16 protein-coding genes and 1 pseudogene are annotated in these 18,736 nt (G+C 65.8%); 12 read left to right on the top strand and 5 right to left on the bottom strand.

Translation table 11 applies throughout. From position 1 onward, the window contains the following. The 6 genes and pseudogenes from GQ56_RS0137350 to GQ56_RS0137325 all read left to right on the top strand — a co-directional run. A partial coding sequence (locus GQ56_RS0137350; protein ID WP_031403498.1) for a YadA-like family protein occupies nucleotides 1–429 on the top strand: 429 nt, incomplete at its 5' end. A gap of 3 nt (nucleotides 430–432) precedes the next feature. Next, nucleotides 433–546 (top strand): annotated as a pseudogene (locus tag GQ56_RS47405) (IS6 family transposase); the annotation flags it as partial. A gap of 1,016 nt (nucleotides 547–1,562) precedes the next feature. Continuing rightward, on the top strand, nucleotides 1,563–2,924 hold the full coding sequence (gene rimO / locus GQ56_RS0137340; protein WP_031403497.1) for a 30S ribosomal protein S12 methylthiotransferase RimO: 1,362 nt from the start codon (nucleotides 1,563–1,565) through the stop codon (nucleotides 2,922–2,924). Between the two features lie 3 nt (nucleotides 2,925–2,927). Next, on the top strand, nucleotides 2,928–3,854 hold the full coding sequence (locus tag GQ56_RS0137335; RefSeq protein ID WP_031403496.1) for a sugar kinase: 927 nt from the start codon (nucleotides 2,928–2,930) through the stop codon (nucleotides 3,852–3,854). A 170-nt stretch (nucleotides 3,855–4,024) separates the two neighbouring features. Beyond that, complete coding sequence (locus tag GQ56_RS0137330) at nucleotides 4,025–4,567, top strand: hypothetical protein (RefSeq protein ID WP_031403495.1); 543 nt, start codon at nucleotides 4,025–4,027, stop codon at nucleotides 4,565–4,567. A 113-nt stretch (nucleotides 4,568–4,680) separates the two neighbouring features. Further along, the gene (locus tag GQ56_RS0137325; RefSeq protein ID WP_031403494.1) at nucleotides 4,681–5,862 is read left to right on the top strand and encodes a cystathionine beta-lyase; all 1,182 of its coding nucleotides are present in this window, start codon (nucleotides 4,681–4,683) and stop codon (nucleotides 5,860–5,862) included. A gap of 83 nt (nucleotides 5,863–5,945) precedes the next feature. Here GQ56_RS0137325 and serB read toward each other — a convergent pair whose 3' ends face one another. Together serB and GQ56_RS0137315 are read right to left on the bottom strand one after the other, a co-directional pair. Continuing rightward, on the bottom strand, nucleotides 5,946–6,791 hold the full coding sequence (gene serB / locus GQ56_RS0137320) for a phosphoserine phosphatase SerB (RefSeq protein WP_031403493.1): 846 nt from the start codon (nucleotides 6,789–6,791) through the stop codon (nucleotides 5,946–5,948). A gap of 202 nt (nucleotides 6,792–6,993) precedes the next feature. Further along, nucleotides 6,994–7,935: a LysR family transcriptional regulator gene (locus tag GQ56_RS0137315; RefSeq protein WP_031403492.1), complete on the bottom strand. Its 942-nt coding sequence runs from the start codon at nucleotides 7,933–7,935 to the stop codon at nucleotides 6,994–6,996. Between the two features lie 127 nt (nucleotides 7,936–8,062). On the opposite strand from GQ56_RS0137315, the gene GQ56_RS0137310 reads away from it, so the two are divergent. Together GQ56_RS0137310 and GQ56_RS0137305 are read left to right on the top strand one after the other, a co-directional pair. Further along, complete coding sequence (locus GQ56_RS0137310) at nucleotides 8,063–9,079, top strand: zinc-binding alcohol dehydrogenase family protein (protein ID WP_031403491.1); 1,017 nt, start codon at nucleotides 8,063–8,065, stop codon at nucleotides 9,077–9,079. A gap of 158 nt (nucleotides 9,080–9,237) precedes the next feature. Further along, the gene (locus GQ56_RS0137305) at nucleotides 9,238–9,789 is read left to right on the top strand and encodes a DUF6013 family protein (protein WP_031403490.1); all 552 of its coding nucleotides are present in this window, start codon (nucleotides 9,238–9,240) and stop codon (nucleotides 9,787–9,789) included. 246 nt (nucleotides 9,790–10,035) lie between these two features. Here GQ56_RS0137305 and GQ56_RS0137300 read toward each other — a convergent pair whose 3' ends face one another. Both GQ56_RS0137300 and GQ56_RS0137295 read right to left on the bottom strand, forming a co-directional pair. Next, entirely contained in the window at nucleotides 10,036–10,839 is an 804-nt protein-coding gene (locus GQ56_RS0137300) for an ABC transporter permease (protein ID WP_031403489.1), read from the bottom strand. Beyond that, complete coding sequence (locus tag GQ56_RS0137295) at nucleotides 10,836–11,537, bottom strand: ABC transporter ATP-binding protein (RefSeq protein WP_031403488.1); 702 nt, start codon at nucleotides 11,535–11,537, stop codon at nucleotides 10,836–10,838. Before GQ56_RS0137295 ends, GQ56_RS0137300 begins: the two co-directional genes overlap by 4 nt. 152 nt (nucleotides 11,538–11,689) lie before the next feature. On the opposite strand from GQ56_RS0137295, the gene GQ56_RS0137290 reads away from it, so the two are divergent. Continuing rightward, nucleotides 11,690–13,933, top strand: a complete 2,244-nt coding sequence (locus tag GQ56_RS0137290; protein WP_031403487.1) for an AsmA family protein — start codon at nucleotides 11,690–11,692, stop codon at nucleotides 13,931–13,933. A gap of 6 nt (nucleotides 13,934–13,939) precedes the next feature. On the opposite strand, the gene GQ56_RS0137285 is transcribed toward GQ56_RS0137290, so the two are convergent. Beyond that, nucleotides 13,940–14,392 carry a lipocalin-like domain-containing protein gene (locus tag GQ56_RS0137285; protein WP_031403486.1) on the bottom strand — a complete coding sequence of 151 codons (453 nt, stop codon included), beginning with the start codon at nucleotides 14,390–14,392 and terminating at the stop codon, nucleotides 13,940–13,942. 172 nt (nucleotides 14,393–14,564) lie between these two features. Between GQ56_RS0137285 and GQ56_RS0137280 the strand changes: the two genes are divergently transcribed. The 3 genes from GQ56_RS0137280 to GQ56_RS42515 all read left to right on the top strand — a co-directional run bounded on the left by GQ56_RS0137280 (nucleotide 14,565) and on the right by GQ56_RS42515 (nucleotide 17,690). Continuing rightward, nucleotides 14,565–16,157, top strand: a complete 1,593-nt coding sequence (locus GQ56_RS0137280) for an ABC-F family ATPase (protein WP_034200188.1) — start codon at nucleotides 14,565–14,567, stop codon at nucleotides 16,155–16,157. A 415-nt stretch (nucleotides 16,158–16,572) separates the two neighbouring features. After that, entirely contained in the window at nucleotides 16,573–17,235 is a 663-nt protein-coding gene (locus tag GQ56_RS42520; protein ID WP_200878026.1) for a S1 family peptidase, read from the top strand. A gap of 2 nt (nucleotides 17,236–17,237) precedes the next feature. After that, nucleotides 17,238–17,690, top strand: a complete 453-nt coding sequence (locus GQ56_RS42515; RefSeq protein ID WP_075123112.1) for a hypothetical protein — start codon at nucleotides 17,238–17,240, stop codon at nucleotides 17,688–17,690. The last annotated feature ends 1,046 nt before the right edge of the window (nucleotides 17,691–18,736 follow it).

The raw sequence follows: 18,736 nt of genomic DNA, 5'->3' as shown, positions 1-18,736 counted from the left end.
ACGGACGGCGGCCGCCAGAACGTGGTGTCGGTCGGCAGCGACACGCAGCAGCGTCAGATCATCAACGTCGCGCCGGGTACGCAAGGCACAGATGCGGTGAACGTGAACCAGCTGACGCAGGTGCAGACGACGCTGTCCACGGCATTGTCGGGCCAGCAGACGCAGATCAACACGCTCGGTTCGCAACTGCAGCAGACCGACCAGATGGCAAGGCAGGGTATTGCCGCGGCGACGGCGCTGACCATGATGCCGCAGGTCGAACCTGGCAAGACGATCAACTTCGCTGTCGGTGTCGCGCGCTTTGCCGGCGAGTCGGGCATGGCGTTTGGCGCGAGCGCGCATGTCTCGACCAACGGCATTCTGAAGCTGGGCATCGGCATGTCGGGCAACAACAAGACTTACGGTGCCGGGTATGGGTATAGCTGGTGATTTTCAGGCATCGAGTCGATGCACCGTATTCGTAAGGGGCAGTTCGACCTCGGTGCTCTCGGGCTCAGGGATAGCGCTACGCTCTCCAACTGGGATGCCGTCTTGTTCAACAAATGAGGTGTAAGCGGACAATTCAGCACTCTTCATGCCGGGTGACGTGCAATCGACAGACGAGCGTAGCCGCATCGCGATGGTCGAGATCGCTCAGCGATGTCCACGGTTTTGTGATCGGCGGCGCGCCGGCGCCCAATAATGTTCTGCGCCAAGATCACCGCGCCGCAGTAGCCACAATAGGTGATGCCCGGCCCGATCACGCCCCCGGGGATTTTGTGGCGCCCGCGCTGCTCGGCCAGGTATCGCAGATCCGCGAACTCGGCCGCCAGAAGGCTGGGCGGGATTTCGGTTTGCCGGTAGCCGGTAGGGGTGGCTTGACGCCGAGCAGCCACTGTCGATGATCTTGAGCCAGCGGTCGGAGAGCTTGCGCACAGTCCGGACTGCGCCGTGTCCCTGCTTGAACATTTCGATGACGAGGCCTACCGCGGACGCCCGGTCGTCGGCCAACTTGAATGCACCGGTTTCGGTCTCCTGCACCCAATGCGGATCCTTCCCGACGCGGACGGGCGCGCGCCACGTGCCGGTGATCCACCCCCGGGGCACTGCCGGCGGATGGCTGTCTTCACGCATTTGCTCTTCGTATCCGACTCCTCGTGCACGCAGATCAGCAGCAGGCTGTAAACGAGGTCCATCGGTTGCGTCCTGAGGCGCTCGCGGTTGTATTCACAGCCGTTGCAGGCCGTCGCAACCGTGACTCGCCTTGACGATCTGGGCGAGCTGCGCTTGCGCCTACAGCGGCTCAGCGCGGCTCAAGCGATCCAGACCCTCAACGATCAGCGCTGAGCCGGCCGACACTTGACCACCCCCGGCGAGCCTTGCCGCACATGGGGCTGGTGGTATGCCGATAGCCCTTTGGCCCGGAGTGATGGGGACGCACCAAGCTCCATCTCGTTGGCCGTTGCCCAGCAGGCGGCGTACTCAAGCGGTCGATCGACACTACCGCCGGCCGCTTGTTTTGGGTCACTGAACCGTAAATGGCTGTAAACTCACGCTTTTGCTGCCACGCCCCCACATTCCAGATGTCCCAATCCCCAAAAGTAGGGTTCGTATCCCTCGGGTGCCCGAAGGCCCTCGTCGACTCCGAACAGATCATCACGCAACTGCGCGCCGAAGGTTATGAAATCTCCGGCACCTACGACGGCGCCGACCTCGTCGTCGTGAACACCTGCGGCTTCATCGACGAAGCCGTGCAGGAGAGCCTCGACGCGATCGGCGAAGCGCTGACCGAGAACGGCAAGGTGATCGTCACCGGCTGCCTCGGCGCGAAGTCGAGCGCGAGCGGCTCGAACCTGATCGAGGAAGTCCACCCGAAGGTTCTCGCCGTCACCGGCCCGCACGCGGTGGGCGAAGTGATGCAGGCCGTGCATTCACACCTGCCGAAGCCGCACGACCCGTTCGTCGACCTCGTGCCGGCAGCCGGCATCAAGCTCACGCCGCGCCACTACGCATACCTGAAGATTTCCGAAGGCTGCAATCACCGCTGCACGTTCTGCATCATCCCGTCGATGCGCGGCGATCTCGTGTCGCGCCCGGTGGCCGAGGTGATGCTGGAAGCCGAGAACCTGTTCAAGTCGGGCGTGAAGGAACTGCTCGTGATCTCGCAGGACACGAGCGCGTACGGCGTCGACGTGAAGTACCGCACGGGATTCTGGAACGGCAAGCCGATCAAGACGCGCATGACCGACCTGGTCGCCGCGCTGGGCGAACTCGCGGCGCAGTACGGCGCGTGGGTGCGCCTGCACTACGTCTATCCGTATCCGAGCGTCGACGAAGTGATTCCGCTGATGGCCGAAGGCCCGTTCAAGGGGCACGTGCTGCCATACCTCGACGTGCCGTTCCAGCACGCGCACCCCGACGTGCTGAAGCGCATGAAGCGCCCGGCGAACGCGGAGAAGGTGCTGGAGCGCGTGCAGAAGTGGCGCGAGATCTGCCCGGACCTGACGATCCGCAGCACGTTCATCGCGGGCTTCCCCGGCGAGACGGAGGAGCAGTTCGAAACGCTGCTCGACTTCATCCGCGAGGCGGAGCTCGACCGTGTCGGCTGTTTCGCGTATTCGCCGGTCGAAGGCGCGACCGCGAACGAACTCGACGGCGCGCTGCCCGACGAGGTTCGCGAGGAGCGCCGCGCGCGCTTCATGGAAGTTGCCGAGGAAGTGTCGGCGAACCGCATCCAGCGCAAGGTCGGCAAGACCCTCAAGGTGCTGATCGACGAAGTCAGCGAGGAAGGCGGCATCGGCCGTACGGCGGCGGATGCGCCGGAGATCGACGGCGTCGTCTATGTCGAGCCGGCGACGAAGGCGTCGAAGCGCTACAAGGTCGGCGATTTCGTGTCCGTGAAGATCACGGGCGCCGACGGCCACGATCTGTGGGGCGAGGTCTAAGCGATGACCGCTGCATTTCCGGAGATTCTTGCGCTCGGCGAGGCGATGATCGAATTCAACCAGGCGCAACCTGGCCGTGCTGAATTCCTGCAGGGCTTCGGCGGCGACACGTCGAACTTCTGCATCGCCGCGGCGCGCCAGGGCGCGTCGACGGGCTTCGTGTCGGCGATCGGCGACGATCCGTTCGGCCGCTTGCTGGCCGACATGTGGCGGGCGGAAGGCGTCGACGCGACGTATGTGCGGATCGATCGCGCGGCGCCGACCGGCGTGTATTTCGTCACGCACGGCGCCGACGGCCACCAGTTCGACTATCTGCGCGCGGGCTCGGCGGCGAGCCGCTATGCGGCGGGCGACCTGCCGCTCGATGCGCTGGCGGCCGCGAAGGCCGTGCACCTGTCGGGCATCAGCCTCGCGATCAGCACGACGGCGTGCGACGCCGCATTCGCCGCGGTCGACCATGCGCGCCGCCACGGCGCGAAGGTCAGCTTCGACACGAACCTGCGCCTGAAACTGTGGCCGCTGCCGCGGGCCCGCGCGGTGATGCGCGAGGCGCTGCGCCAGACGGACATCTGCCTGCCGAGCTGGGACGATGTCACGGCGCTCACGGGCGCGAACGATCGCGACGCGATCGTCGACGCGATGCTCGAACACGGGCCGCAGGTCGTCGCGCTGAAGCTGGGCAAGGAGGGGGCGTACGTGGCGACGCCGAACGAGCGGCGCGTGGTGCCGGGCTTCGCGGTCGAAGCAGTCGACGCGACGGGCGCGGGCGACTGCTTCGGCGGCGCCTTCGTCGCGCGGATCGTCGCGGGCGACGATCCGTTCACGGCTGCGCGTTACGCGAACGCGGCGGCGGCGCTGTCGACGACGGGCTACGGCGCGGTCGCGCCGATTCCGCACCGCGACGCGGTGGCGCATCTGATGCAGGGTTGACGCGAACCGCGCACGCCGCCTATGGCACCGCGCGAACGATGCATGCGACCGGAAGGACGACGAGTCGACATGCAACGCGATGCGGGGTGAACGGCGTACGTACCGCGATCGGCGGCGGGCAGGGCATCGCCGCGATTTTCGAGCGAATCTGAAGCAGGGAGCAACACAAGGTGGGTCGATATTCGGAATGGCAACGGGCGCTCGTCGTCGCATGTGCGCTGGCGGCAGGCATCGCGCTGCCGGGCGCGGTCGCGGCGCAGGCCGCCGCGCCGGGTGCGCAGCAGGATGATCCGGCACCGGCGCGGCCGCTGCGGCCGAATCCGGAGTTCGCCCGGTTGCCGCGCTACGAAGGGACGCTCGGCGGTCGGCCGATCGTCGTGCATCTCGGGCCGAAGACGGACGAGGAGGGCGTGCACGGCGAATACCAGTTTGCCGATACGGGCGAGGTCGTGCTGCTGGCGGGCGATCGCGACGGCGACACGCTCGAAATCGAGGAATCGAACGACGGCACGAACATCACCGGGATCTGGGTCGGCCGTTTCGATGCGACCGGCGACCTGAAGGCCGACCGGATGAATTCGGACGAATCGGACCCGCAGCCCGTCGTGCTGCGTCTCGCGCCGGGCAAGCGCGCGGCGCTGCAGGTGCGCGACGGCCGCGTGCAGGAGATCGAGACGGTAGGCGGCGTCGTCAACCTGCGCACCGACGACTGACGGCGCGCTGGCTCGGCGTGCGCGGCGCGCATTGTACCGGGCCAACCGCGCCGATTTTCGCTAATCTGGCGACATATTTCGCAACCGAACGGCCTTGTGCCCGGCTTCCTGTCATGACTGCATCCACTTCCAAGCGCGCGCTGCAAACCCGCATCGTTCAACCCGACGACGTGATCCCGGAAGGCTTCCGTTCGTTCGTGCCGCCGGTCGAGCGCGCGTCGACGGTCGTCTTCCCCGATCTCGCGACGATGCGCGCGCTCGTCTGGCACAACGACAACCAGTGGCGCTACGGGCTGCACGCGACCCCGACGTCGCTCGCGCTCGCGCAGCGGCTTGCCGAGATCGAGGGCGGCACGCATGCGCTGCTGCAGCCGTCGGGCCTCGCGGCGATCATGAACGTCTACTTCGGGATCGTGAAGGCCGGCGACGACGTCCTGATTCCGCACAACGTGTACGGGCCGAATGCCGACTTCGGCAACTGGCTCGCGAAGGATTTCGGCATCGCCGCGCGCTTCTACGATCCGCTGGTCGGCGCGGGCATCGCCGACCTGATCCAGCCGAACACGCGGCTGATCTGGATCGAGGCGCCGGGCTCGGTGACGATGGAAGTGCCCGACGTGCAGGCGATCACGGCGGCCGCGAAGGCGCGCGGCATCGTCACCGCAATCGACAACACGTATTCGGCGGGGCTCGCCTTCAAGCCGTTCGAGCACGGCGTCGACATCTCGGTGCAGGCGCTGACCAAGTACCAGTCGGGCGGCAGTGACGTGCTGATGGGCGCGACGATTACCGCGAGCGCGGAACTGCAGGCGCAACTGAAGCTCGCGCGGATGCGCTGCGGGATCGGCGTGTCGGTCGACGATTGCTCGCTCGTGCTGCGCAGCCTGCCGAGCATGCAGGTGCGCTTCGACGCGCACAGCAGGAGCGCGCTGGCGCTGGCGCAATGGCTGAAGGCGCGGCCCGAGATCGCAGCGGTGCTGCATCCGCAGATCGCCGACTGCCCGGGGCACGCGTCGTTCATGCGCGATTTCACGGGCGCGGGCGGACTGTTCTCGGTGGTGTTCGACGCACGCTACAGCGCGGAGCAGATCGATCGCTTCGTCGAGTCGCTCGAGCTGTTCGCGATCGGCTGGAGCTGGGGCGGTGCGTGCAGCCTGGCGATGCCGTACGACGTCGCGTCGATGCGTCCGGACTGGTCGCATCGCGGCACGCTGGTGCGTTTCTATGTCGGTCTCGAAGACGAAGCCGACCTGCGGGCGGACATCGAGCGCGCGATGGAGGCTGTACTCGGCTGATCGCGGGCCGGCCGCGTCCCGCAAAAAACGACGCCGGCGCGATCCAGGATCGCGCCGGCGTTTTCATTGGCGGGGCGGCGGAATCAGAACAGCCGCAGCAGCCCGTCGAGACCGACGTGATCGAACGCGACCGTCGCCGCGTCGCGCACGACGGGCTTCGCATGGAACGCGACCGACAGCCCGGCTTCGGCCATCATCTTCAGGTCGTTCGACCCGTCGCCCATCGCGATCGCGCGGCGCGGCTCGAGGCCGAGCGATGCGCACGTCTCGCGCAGCAGGCGTGCCTTCACGTCGGCATTGACGATCTCGCCGAGCACCTTGCCGGTGAGCTTGCCGTCGACGATCTCGAGCGTGTTCGCATGCGCATGGTCGAGGCCGAGGCGCGCCTTCAGCCGCTCGGTGAAGAACGTGAAGCCGCCGGACACGAGCAGCGTCTTCAGGCCGGCGGCCTTCACGCCGGCGAGCATCGTCTCGGCGCCCGGCGACAGTTGCAGCCGTTCCTCGTACACACGCTCGAGCGCCTGCGCATCGAGCCCGGCCAGCAACGCGACACGGCGCGTGAGGCTCTCGTTGAAGTCACGGATCTCGCCGCGCATCGACGCTTCGGTGATCTCGGCGACCTGGGTTTTCAGCCCGCAGAAGTCGGCGATCTCGTCGATGCATTCGATCGTGATCAGCGTCGAATCCATGTCCATCACGACGAGCCCGAAATCGCCGAGCGCACGGCCGGCCTCGACGAACGCGAAATCGAGCGCGTGCGTGCCGCAGTAGGCGTCGATGTCGAGGCGCTGTGCCGGGTTCGCGCCTTCGATGCGCAGCGCGCGATCGTCGGTCTGCACGAGGCGGGTGCCGCGCGACAGCGCAAGCAGCGGTTTGTGATGGGCGTCCGACAGCGGTGCAAGGCTCTGGATGACGAGATTGTGGGTCATGACGGGATGGTTGGGAGGCGAATGAAAGGCATGCGCGGCTAACGGGCGGCCGCCTGCGGACGCGGCCCCGTTCGGCCGGGGCGCGCTCGGCCGGGCCGGTGCGTCGCGAACGCGCCATTGTAGCCGGTCGGTCGCGGCCGGTACGAATCCTGAGGCCGGACTCGAACCGGCGCCTGCGCGGCGTGAGCGCGAGCGCCTGCGCTCATTGCCCGCCCGCGCGATCCCAGTAAGGCGGATCGCCGAAATGTTCGGCCAGGAACGCGATGAACGCGAGCGTCTTCAGCGGCACATGCGCGCGGCTCGGGTAGACGGCCCAGATCGCGATGTCGTCCGCGAACGGGTAGTCGTCGAGCACCGTGACGAGCGCGCCGCTCGCGAGCAGCGGGCCGACGTCCCAGGTCGACTTGATCGCGATCCCGAAGCCGTCGACGAGCGCTTCGCGGATCGCCTCGCCGTTGCTGGCAATGAGCCGGCCGCCTACCCGCACCGTGAGCGGGCCTTGCGGCGTGGCGAACGACCAGTCGCGCTGGTCGCCGAGGATCACGCATTCGTGTTGCGCGAGATCGGCCGGGTGGCGCGGGGTGCCGTGCCCGGCCAGATACGCGGGCGAGCAGCACAGTACGCGGCGGTTCACGGCGAGCCTGCGCGCGACGAGCGTCGAATCCTTCAGCGCGCCGAGGCGGATCGCGACGTCGTAGCCTTCGTCGACGAGATCGACGATCTCGTCGGACAGCCGCAGGTCGAGCGAGACCGACGGATAGCGGCGCAGGAAGGCGGGAATCACCGGTGCGACGTGCTGGCGGCCGAACGACGACGACATCGACACCTTCAGCCGCCCGTACGGCTCGGTGCGGCCGCGGCCGACCGATGCGCGCGCGGCGTCGGCGGCCGCCAGCAGCGTGTCGGCATGCGCCATGAAAACCTCGCCGTCCTGCGTGAGGCTGATGCGGCGCGTGGTGCGATGCAGCAGCCGTGCACCGAGCTGGCGCTCGAGCTGCGCGATGCGTGCGCTCGCGACGGCGGCCGACACGCCGAACTCGCGCCCGGCCGCGCTGACGTTCGCCAGCAGCGCCGCGCGCACGAACAGCGCGACGTCGAGCAGGTCGAGCGGTTTGTCGGGGGCCGGAATCGGGTCGGACGTCATTATTCTGAAATTCCTGAAAATGTTTCAGGAAATATAGCGGTTTTCTCGAAGGATCGGGTTGCCTACGATGATGTTCGTGGGGCGGCGCCAAAGCCCGCCCGGTTGTTTACCTGACAGGAGTATCGAGATGAAAGCCGTTGGACTGACCCGCTATCTGCCGATCGACGATCCGCAAGCCTTGCTCGACGTGGAACTGCCGCAGCCCGTGCCGGGCCCGCGCGACCTGCTCGTGAAGGTCGAGGCGATTTCCGTGAACCCGGTGGACACCAAGGTGCGTGCACCGAAGCCGCAGGTCGAGGAAACGCCGCGCGTGCTCGGCTGGGATGCGGCGGGCACCGTTGTCGCGGTCGGCGCTGAGGTCACGCTGTTCCGGCCCGGCGACGCCGTGTTCTATGCGGGCAGCATCACGCGGCCTGGTGCGAACAGCGAATTCCATGCGGTCGACGAACGCATCGCCGCGCTGAAGCCGCGCACGCTCGATTTCGCGGCAGCGGCCGCGCTGCCGCTCACCGCGCTGACCGCGTGGGAAGCGCTGTTCGACCGGCTCCACGTGTCGCCGCAGGGCGCGGATGCCGGCAAGTCGGTGCTGATCATCGGCGGTGCGGGCGGGGTGGGGTCGATCGCGATCCAGCTCGCGAAGCAGCTCGGCAAGCTGCACGTGATCGCGACCGCGTCGCGGCCGGCATCGGCCGAATGGGTTCGTTCGCTCGGCGCCGACGCCGTGGTCGACCATTTCGGCGATCTGCCCGCGCAGTTGCGCGAGGCCGGGTATCCGAACGTCGACTACGTGCTGATGTTCAACGACACCGATCGTCATTTCCCTGCCGCCGCGGAAGTAATCCGGCCGCAGGGCGGCATTTGCACGATCGTCGAGAACGAGAAGCCGGTGCCGGTCGAATTGCTGAAGGCGAAGAGCGCCGCGTTTCATTGGGAATTCATGTTCACGCGTGCAATGTTCGAGACGCCGGACATGATCGAGCAGCACCGGATCCTCGGCGAAGTGGCGCGGCTCGTCGACGGCGGCACGCTGCGCACGACGCTCGGCGAGCAGCTCGGCGCGATCAATGTCGCGAACGTGCGGCGCGCGCACCGGATGCTCGAGGCCGGGCGCGCGATCGGCAAGCTCGTGCTGAGCGGCTTCTGAGCCGGTATCGCGCGTAAGGTTGCGGCGCCGCGAACGCAAGCGGGGTAACACCCGATGCGTTTGCGGCGCACTGCATGCCGCTTGGCGGTAGACTGGCAGCGCATCATGCATCGAAACCGCGCGGCACGCGCGTGCCGCCGCATACCAAGGAGGTCAGCATGAGCCAACGCAGCTTGTCAGTCGCCGCATCGTGGTCGGTCGTGCTCGCGGCGGCGTGCGTCAGCGCGAGCGTATTCGCGGCGCCGCCGATCAAGGGCAGCCTGAAGGGCGGCGGTACCGGACAGCTCGAATACACCGTCATGGTCGACTCGAAGACCTTCGGCAACACGCAGGAGACGCGCAAGATCCGGTCGGGCGAGACCGACGATTTCAACTGGAAATCGGTGCCGCCGAGCGGCGCGGTGGCGATGCCCGACGGCTGCCCGAACACCGACAGCCTGCCGCGCGACGAGAACGGCGCGATGGTGCGGCAGACCCAGGTGCGGCTCGCGCCGTCGGTCGACGCGAAGGGGATCGCCAACGTGCAGCTGAGCTTCCAGGCGGCCGCGCCGAAGGGAACGCGCAACGTGACGGCCGGCGGCAAGTCGCTGCAGTGTCCGGACGTCGTGTCGGTGAGCCAGGTGAAGTGGGTGTCGATTCCGACCAACGGCGGTTCGAAGTCCATCACGATGAGCGACGGCACGAAGGTGACGGTGTCGATCAAGCGCTGAGCGGCGTGCGCGGGCCGGCGCTCCCGGCGCACGCGCAACCGGCCTGGCAGGCGGGCAACGCGATATGTGAACGTCGCGTGTCGCCGTCATCACGCTTTCCCGGGATTTTCTTCGCAGTCCGTTGCTGTTGCAGCGGCGCGGCGACCTGCGTGGCGTCATGCGAAGGTCACGTCCTGCGCGCCCGCGCCCGCGCCATCGTCATCGTTTCCCCGTCCCGGCGTGCCGATCGCGCTGCATCGTCGCGCGTCAGGGCGTGCGCTCCTCGAGCCGCGACGCGAGAAAGCGGTGATCGGCCGAGAACAGCCGGCGATAGGTCATCAGCACGGCGCCGACCGTGCCGAGCGCGGATGCCGCGGCGATCAGGAACATGATCACGATCTGGTAGCGCACGGCCTGCAGCGGCGACTGGCCGGCCAGCACCTGGCCCGTCATCATCCCCGGCAGGCTCACGACGCCGACGACAGCCATCTGGTTCAACGTCGGCAGCATGCCCGCGCGCACGGCCTGGCGCGCGGCGTCCTGCGCGGCCTCCCAGCGCGTCGCGCCCAGTGCAAGCGCGGTTTCGACGCGATCGCGGCGGGCCGTGAGTTCTTCCATCATCCGCTCGACGCCGAGCGATACGCCCGTGAGCGTATTGCCCAGAATCATGCCGAGGATCGGAATCGCGTATTGCGGCGCGTACCACGGATGGATGCGGATCACGACGAACAGGCCGATCGCCGCGACGAACCAGCTGCTGAACCAGATCGACACGATGCTGTCGACGCGCTGGCCGCGATAGGTGCGCTTGCCGCGTCCCGCGCCGGCGAAACCGGCGATCAGCGTCATCAGCGCGGTGAGCGGCAGCACGACCGTCCAGTGCGGATGGCCGAACACCCAGCCGAGCACGTAGCCGATCGCGAGCAACTGCACGACGGTGCGCACCGCCGCGAGCGCGAGTTTGCGGCCGAGGCCAAGCGACAGTGCCGCCGAGATCGCGCCGTTGACGGCGACGAGCGCGGCGGCGATGCCGACGTCGACGAGACTCAGCGCCTGCAGGGCCGGGCTCATTGCGCCGCCTCCGTCGGCTTCGCGACATGCATGACGCCGGCCTGCATGACGAGCTGCATCGTGCCGATCCGCGCTGCCTGGGCGGGGTCGTGCGAGATCCACATGTACGCGCGGGCGTCGGGCGCCGCGTCGAACCATGCGCCGACGAGCGTCTCGATCGCGCGCGCCGATTCGGGGTCGAGCGCGGACGTCGGCTCGTCGAGCAGCAGCACGTCGGGATCGAGCTGCAGCACGCGCAGCAGCGCGGCGATCTGCGCTTCGCCGCCCGACAGGTCGCTCGCGCGCTTGTCGAGAAAGCCGGGGTCGCGGCCGGCCTGCGCGGCAAGCGCGTCGGCGCGTGCGCGGTCGAACGCCGCGTCGCGATAGATCGCGAGCGTATACGGATAGCGCAATTGCGATTCGACGGTGCCGTCCATCTGCGCGGGGCGCTGGCGCACGTATGCGACGCTGCGCCGGTAGCGCGGGATCGCGCTGCGCCGGATCCGGCTGCCGCGCCACAGGATGCGGCCGCCGTCGAGCGGATCGAGCAGTGCGAGCGCGCGCAGCAGCACGCTCTTGCCCGAGCCGGACGGCCCCGTGATGGCGATTCGCGATCCCGCCGCGACGCTGAAATCGGTCGGGGCGAGCAGGGTCCTGCCGCTGCTGGCGTCGCGCCGCGTGATGTGCTGCGCATCGATGAGGCCGGTGGGGGCTGTCATGTCACAAATGAAAAAAAGCGTTAATGGCGCCGAGACGCCATCATGGCGTGCGTCATAATACCGGCTGAAAAGCCGCGGGTGTCGTGCGCCGTTCGTCCACGCAAGCGGCCCGGCATGACGCGGCAACCCGTCAGAACAACAACGGAACCGCCATGACGCTAGCCCGAGCCATCGGCAGATCGGCTGCATGGGTCGTCGGTATCGTCGCGGTACTCATCGCGGCGGCCGGCGTCTTTCTCTTCGTCTTCGACTGGAACCGCGCGAAGCCGTGGGTCAACGAACAGGTGAGTGCCGCGCTCGGCCGCCCGTTCGCGATCAACGGCGATCTCAAGATCGGCTGGCGCCGCCCCGACGGCGAGACCGGCTGGCGCGCATGGGTGCCCTGGCCGAGCCTGTCGGCCACGCAGCTCGAGATCGGCAATCCCGACTGGGCGAAGACGCCCAGGTTCGTCACGCTCGACGCCGCACATTTCGATGTCGCGATCCTGCCGCTGCTCGCGCATGAAATCGTCATCCCGTCGATCGACGTCGTGAATCCGGTCGTCGACCTCGAGCGGCTCGCCGACGGCCGCAACACGTGGACCTTCCAGTTCAAGCAGTCGTCGCAGCCGTCGCCGTGGAAGGTGCGGCTCGACAGCTTCGGCTTTGCAAAGGGCACCGTCACGTATCGCGACGCGATCACGAAGGCCGACCTGACCGTCGCGATCGATACGCTCGGGCAGCCGATTCCGCTCGGCGACGTGCTCAAGGAGCAGGAGCAGACGTCGCGGGCGGCGTCGGCGCAGCGGGTCGGCCAGCACGGCGCCGCGCAGTTGAGCGCGAAGGCCAGCGCGCAGGCGGCGTCGGGCGCTTCCGCAGCGCAGGCGGCAAGCGCGGCGTCGGTTGCGTCCGCCGTGGCGTCGGCCGCCCCTGCGGCTTCTTCCGTATCGGCTGTTGCCGATGCAGCCGCGAAGCCGTCGGGCCCGACCTATGCATTCGGGCTGAAGGTGGACGGCCGCTACAGGAACGTGCCGATCAGCGGCACCGGCAAGCTGGGCGGCGTGCTCGCGATTCAGGATGCGTCGAAGCCGTTCCCGCTGCAGGCAGACGTGAAGGCCGGCGATACGCGGCTCGCGATCGTCGGTACGCTGACCGATCCGTTGCATCTCGCGGCCATCGACCTGCGGCTGTGGCTGCAGGGCACGTCGATGTCGCATCTCTACGCAATCAGCGGCATCACGCTGCCCGACACGCCGCCTTACGCGACCGAGGGGCGGCTGGTCGGCAACTTCAAGCCGCACGCGAGCACGTTCCGCTACGAGAACTTCAACGGCCGCGTCGGCGGCAGCGATCTCGGCGGCACGCTCGCCTATGCGCAGCGCGAACCGCGGCCACAGCTGTCGGGCGAGCTCGTGTCGAACCTGCTGCAATTCTCGGATCTTGCGCCGGTGATCGGCGCCGATACGGCTGCGAGCAAGGCCCGGCGCGGCGACACCACGAAGCAGCCGGCGGGCCGCGTGCTGCCGGTCGAGACGTTCCGCACCGATCGCTGGCGCGCGCTCGACGCGGACGTCAAGTTCACGGGCCGCAAGCTGATCAAGCGTTCGGACCTGCCGATCACCAATCTGTACACGCACATCGTGATGCAGGACGGCGTGCTGTCGTTCGAGCCGCTGCAGTTCGGCGTCGCGGGCGGCACGCTGTCGACGACCGCGCGTCTCGACGGCAGCGGCGCGCCGCTGAAGGGGCGCTTCACGGTGGCGGCGCGGCACCTCAAGCTCAAGCAGCTGTTCCCGGCGCAAAAGGTCATGCAGTCGGCGCTCGGCGAGATCAACGGCGACGCGTCGCTGTCGGCGACCGGCAATTCGCCGGCCGCGCTGGCCGCGACGTCGAACGGCGAAGTGAAGGCGCTCGTGACGGACGGCCGCATCAGCCGCCTGCTGATGGAGGCGGCGGGGCTGAACGTCGCGAACGTCGTCTACGAGAAGCTGTTCGGCAACAACGACGTGAAGATCAACTGCGCGGCGATCGATTTCGTCGCGACCAACGGGATCCTCGATCCGAAGGTGTTCGCGCTCGATACGGACGATGCGCTGATCAACGTCGACGGCCCGATCAGCCTGCGCGACGAGACGCTCGACCTGAAGATCCATCCGCATACGAAGGGCTTCCGCATCTTCTCGCTGCGCTCGCCGCTGTATGCGAAGGGCACGTTCAAGAACCCGAACGTCGGCGTCGATGCGGGCGCGCTCGCGCTGCGCGCCGGCGCGATGATCGGGCTCGGGCTGATCAACCCGTTCGCGGCGCTGATTCCGCTGATCGCGCCGAGCAACAACAAGGGGGTGCCGTGCTCGGCGCTGTTCGGCCAGATGAACGCGAAGGCCGCGCAGCGGGCGGCGGCGAAGGCCGGCAAGTGACGGGCGTCAGCGGCCGGCGCGCGCCCAGAGCAGCACGACGTCGACTTCCCGGCCGCCGATCCGCACGGGAGCGACGGGGCCGAGCTGCAGGCGATCGCCGTCGAGCATGACGGCGCGCTGCTGGACGTTGCCGATCCAGTTCGGGTACAGGCTGACGTCCATTTCGTGGGTCAGCGTGCCGTCGTCGGCGACGCGAAAGGGGCCGGAGTAGGCGATGTAGCCGCCGGCCGCCGCCGCGCGCTCGGCGGGCGTGCCGCCCTGCAGGTCGCCGTCGGCGTAGGGCGGCCGGCCGGCGGCCATCAGCTGCGCGGACATGTAGCCGTCCGGCGTGTAGAGGAGCCAGCCGCGCGCGTCGCGGCCGAGCGGATAGGCGGCCGCGCCGCTGTCGCGCGGGCGGATTTCGTAGGACACGAGGCGCCATGCGCCGACGAGTTGTGCGCGAAGCTGGCTGGCAAGCATGCGGGGCTCCGGTAAGGCCGCGGCGTGGGGTGCGTGCCGTCGTCCCGGCGGGCCGCCGGGCGGCGGATCCGGCGCCTGGAATGCGCGACCGGAACGGCCATGGTCGGCAGTTTCTCCGACACCTGCTAAAATACACGGTTTTCCGTCGATTTATCTCTTAACGGGACCTGCCGTGCTTTCTACTGCCAACATCACGATGCAATTCGGGCCAAAGCCCCTGTTCGAGAACATCTCGGTCAAATTCGGCGAGGGCAACCGCTATGGTCTGATCGGGGCGAACGGTTGCGGCAAGTCGACGTTCATGAAGATCCTCGGCAGCGACCTCGAGCCGAGCGGCGGCAACGTCGCGCTGGAGCCGAACGTCCGTCTGGGCAAGCTGCGCCAGGACCAGTTCGCGTACGAGGACGTACGCGTGCTCGACGTGGTGATGATGGGCCACACCGAGATGTGGGCCGCGATGACCGAGCGTGACGCGATCTACGCGAACCCGGAAGCCACCGACGACGACTACATGCACGCCGCCGAGCTCGAAGGCAAGTTCGCCGAATACGGCGGCTACGACGCCGAGGCGCGCGCGGGCGCGCTGCTGCTCGGCATCGGCATCGAGGAGAAATTCCACAGCGGCACGATGAGCGACGTCGCGCCGGGCTGGAAGCTGCGCGTGCTGCTCGCGCAGGCGCTGTTCTCGAAGCCGGACGTGCTGCTGCTGGACGAACCGACCAACAACCTCGACATCAACTCGATCCGTTGGCTCGAGCACACGCTCAACGAGTACAACTCGACGATGATCATCATTTCGCACGATCGTCACTTCCTGAACTCGGTGTGCACGCACATGGCCGACATGGACTTTGGTACGCTGAAGGTCTGGCCGGGCAACTACGACGACTACATGCTCGCGTCGGCGCAGGCGCGCGAGCGCCAGGCCGCGGCGAACGCACGTGCGAAGGAGCGCGTGGCCGAGCTGCAGGACTTCGTGCGCCGCTTCTCGGCAAACAAGTCGAAGGCCCGCCAGGCGACGAGCCGCGCGAAACAGATCGACAAGATCAAGATCGAGGAATTCAAGCCGTCGTCGCGGCAGAACCCGTTCATCCGCTTCGAGTTCGAGAAGAAGCTGCACAACGTCGCGGTGGTCGCCGAAGACATCACGAAGAAGTACGAGCGCACGATCTTCCAGAACTTCAACCTGTCGGTGCAGCCGGGCGAGCGCATCGCGATCATCGGCGAGAACGGTGCGGGCAAGACGACGCTGCTGCGTTCGCTGCTGGGCGCGCTCGAGCTCGAGCACGGCACGGTGAAGTGGTCCGAGAACGCGAACGTCGGCTACATGCCGCAGGACACGTACGAGGAATTCCCGAACGACATCACGCTGATGGACTGGATCGACCAGTACCGCAAGGACGGCGACGACGAGACGATGGTGCGCGGCACGCTCGGCCGCCTGCTGTTCTCGTCGGACGACATCAAGAAGTCGGTGAAGGTGCTGTCGGGCGGCGAGAAGGGCCGCATGATCTGGGGCAAGCTGATGCTCGGCCGCCACAACGTGCTGCTGATGGACGAGCCGACCAACCACATGGACATGGAATCGATCGAGTCGCTGCAGATCGCCCTCGAGCAGTTCGAAGGCACGCTGATCTTCGTGTCGCACGACCGCGAATTCGTGAGCGGGCTGGCGAACCGGATCATCGAAGTGCGTACCGACGGCTCGCTGTTCGACTTCGGCGGCAATTACGAGGAGTTCCTGACGAGTCAGGGGCAGGAGTAAAGCTGCCGGTTTGTCCCAAGACCACTGTTCATGTGTCCCGGATTGTCCCACGGAATTGTCCCGCTGGGACAACGGCGGGGATGTGGTCTAGGGGACACTAAGCCGGGCGCGTAGGGTAAGACCGCCGGAAACACGAGAGGCCCGCATCGGCAGTTTGTCGGTGTGGGCCTTTTCTTTTGTGAGCGAGGTGCCCATTGGATGCCCAGGGCCGGACTCTAGGAATCGAACCGTGGACGTCAAAGCCTTATGGAGCAGGTGTGTTGCCGTGGTGGGTTTAGCAAGTTACCACCGAGGTTACCACGGCATGAGCTCGATTTCGATTCTTTGTATGTCTGAACGTGCAGAGAATGAGCGAAGCTGCAAATCCTTTGCTATTATCAAAAACCTATCCGTCACTAATTGATCGAGAATCTTTGTGCACGACTTCAAACATATATCCCAGGCGGTATTCCTTGTTGGTCGTGTTGGCCCAGGCGGGGTGAATTTGCTGGGAACGGTTTTCTTATTGGATAGGCCAGGTCATTTTGCAACCGCTGCCCATGTGGTCGGTGGGGACGGTAATAATTTAGTGCTTGTCACGCGAAGAACTATTTTAACCGAGATCAGTGCATATCAGGATGCAACTGATGCTGAAGTTGCGACGTTACCACTTGCTTTGGCGGAAGTAGATCCATTTCATGATCTAGCAATATTGAAGGCTGACATAGATTATATGTCTAGTGTTCGGATTGCTGGTTCGGATGCGGCAGCAGTTGGTACCCCAATTGTTAGCTTTGGATTTCCGCATGCCGATCATGGGCGGATGGTTCTGACTAGTCAGGATGCAGAGGTAGGGGCGCGAGTGCTGATCCCGTCTGGCCCGATAAAAGGGAAATATCTAGTCCTCAACACGCTTGCTCGGCCTGGTCAATCTGGTAGTCCAGTGTTCAGGAAGGACGATGGGCAACTTGTTGCTGTGCTAGTTGGTGCGTATGCCCCGACTCAGCCCATACGGGCAATTGTGGGTGGTATAGACCCAAGCGCCTTGCATCAAACGACACACGCTGTGTCTGCGGAATATCTCTTGGGGATGTATTGAAAATGGAAGATGTGCCTGAAACGTTGTTCGACGGTGAGCCATCATCGTGGCTTGAGGGACTTCCCGCGTACCAGAAAGGGCTGGTTGACACCCTATTGGCTGGCGGTGCTTCATACGATGAAGCCGCGCGGGCTTGGCTTGAAGCATCTGCCGCAGGTACTTATCTTTTCTCCGCATCCGGCTTGCCGGAGAAAAAGAATTCGTTTCTGGATAATTTGAAGAAAGAGATTCAAGGCTTCATTTGCGACGACAAAAAATACAGTAAAGAGCGCGCGGGATTGTTTGGCGAGAAAGGGCACGCCAAAACATTTGTAGTTAGTGCTGTCTCGGTTGCTATTGCCCCACATCTTGGCATAGCCTCCGCAGTCATCGTACCGGTGGTTGCGCTGGTTCTGGCAAGCCTCGGGAAAGTCAGTGTGAATGCTTGGTGCTCAACCTACAACGCTGGTGCCTGATCCAGAGCAGCCTAGCAATCTGTTTAGATGGGCAGGGCAGGCTAAACAGCGAGATGCTCAAATGTTGGCCGGAAAAATCTCAGAACCTATCTGATAACAGTCAGCCGCGAAATTCCCCCCGGCGGCCCTCCCGATTCCACGCGCGCGCCACCACGCGCAGCCCCTCTGACGCGCATCAGGTAACCCGCGCGATATCCTGACGCAGCCGGGCGCATCTCATTAGGCGGGGTGGGGCATATCGGCCTCTTACATCGGAATGGTTGACCGGGGCGGGGGCTGGTTCGGCTTGTCGGGCTCGCTCCAAAGCCCCTCAAGGCTTTCCGCTGAGTTCGCGATTGGGAATCGTTTTCCGCTGATGTCCCTGACCCACATACGTGCCCAGCGCTTAGGCGGCTTACCCGTAACCTCCATAATCGCGTCCCTCCTATCCATCGATAGGGAGTCGGGCTCCCCAGGCGCTAGGATCAGGTGCCCATCCCCGGTAAGGAATCGATGGCTCCATTCGGTTCCGTCGTCTGAGGTTCCGCCAATTGCTACAAGGTAGACCGCATCACGCCCGACATTCCGAAAAGAGACGCGCAGCTCAGGAGCACCTATCCCGCGCCGCATCGCGCAAGAAGCCTCCAGCTTGGTCTGTACGCCTCGGTTGGCTAGAGATAGCGAAACGATGACTGCGCCGCATGTGCCGACTGCCGATGCAATTTGCGCCCAGTCCACGAGGTTTTGCGGCCAAAAGCTCATGTGTATCCCCGCTGCGTATGGTTGTAAGTCTTGACCCCACCTGCGTCCACGTAACGGCTCAAGGCCTGGTGATCCGCTGCTTCCAACTGCGGGACGTGTCAGCACGCGCCTTGGAGGCTCGCCAAGTAACGCGCTGTGAGCTAATACTTAGCCGAGGCGGCAAGTGTAGTGGTCTAATGAACCCGGACACTGATTTAGGCGAGAATGCTCGCCATGAAGAGGTGTCTAATGACCAAGCGACGTCGTACGTTTTCCCCGGAGTTCAAACAGCAAGCCGCGTGTCTGGTGCTCGACCAGGGCTATAG

Source organism: Burkholderia paludis (assembly GCF_000732615.1).
Lineage (GTDB): Bacteria > Pseudomonadota > Gammaproteobacteria > Burkholderiales > Burkholderiaceae > Burkholderia > Burkholderia paludis.
This window is presented reverse-complemented; position numbering and strand designations above follow the sequence as displayed.

Excerpts from the sequence above, each read along its gene's own strand:
- rimO (WP_031403497.1), top strand. The coding sequence starts at position 1,563 with ATGTCCCAATCCCCAAAAGTAGGGTTCGTATCCCTCGGGTGCCCGAAG.
- GQ56_RS0137335 (WP_031403496.1), top strand. The coding sequence starts at position 2,928 with ATGACCGCTGCATTTCCGGAGATTCTTGCGCTCGGCGAGGCGATGATC.
- GQ56_RS0137325 (WP_031403494.1), top strand. The coding sequence starts at position 4,681 with ATGACTGCATCCACTTCCAAGCGCGCGCTGCAAACCCGCATCGTTCAA.
- serB (WP_031403493.1), bottom strand. The coding sequence starts at position 6,791 with ATGACCCACAATCTCGTCATCCAGAGCCTTGCACCGCTGTCGGACGCC.
- GQ56_RS0137315 (WP_031403492.1), bottom strand. The coding sequence starts at position 7,935 with ATGACGTCCGACCCGATTCCGGCCCCCGACAAACCGCTCGACCTGCTC.
- GQ56_RS0137310 (WP_031403491.1), top strand. The coding sequence starts at position 8,063 with ATGAAAGCCGTTGGACTGACCCGCTATCTGCCGATCGACGATCCGCAA.
- GQ56_RS0137305 (WP_031403490.1), top strand. The coding sequence starts at position 9,238 with ATGAGCCAACGCAGCTTGTCAGTCGCCGCATCGTGGTCGGTCGTGCTC.
- GQ56_RS0137300 (WP_031403489.1), bottom strand. The coding sequence starts at position 10,839 with ATGAGCCCGGCCCTGCAGGCGCTGAGTCTCGTCGACGTCGGCATCGCC.
- GQ56_RS0137295 (WP_031403488.1), bottom strand. The coding sequence starts at position 11,537 with ATGACAGCCCCCACCGGCCTCATCGATGCGCAGCACATCACGCGGCGC.
- GQ56_RS0137290 (WP_031403487.1), top strand. The coding sequence starts at position 11,690 with ATGACGCTAGCCCGAGCCATCGGCAGATCGGCTGCATGGGTCGTCGGT.
- GQ56_RS0137285 (WP_031403486.1), bottom strand. The coding sequence starts at position 14,392 with ATGCTTGCCAGCCAGCTTCGCGCACAACTCGTCGGCGCATGGCGCCTC.
- GQ56_RS42515 (WP_075123112.1), top strand. The coding sequence starts at position 17,238 with ATGGAAGATGTGCCTGAAACGTTGTTCGACGGTGAGCCATCATCGTGG.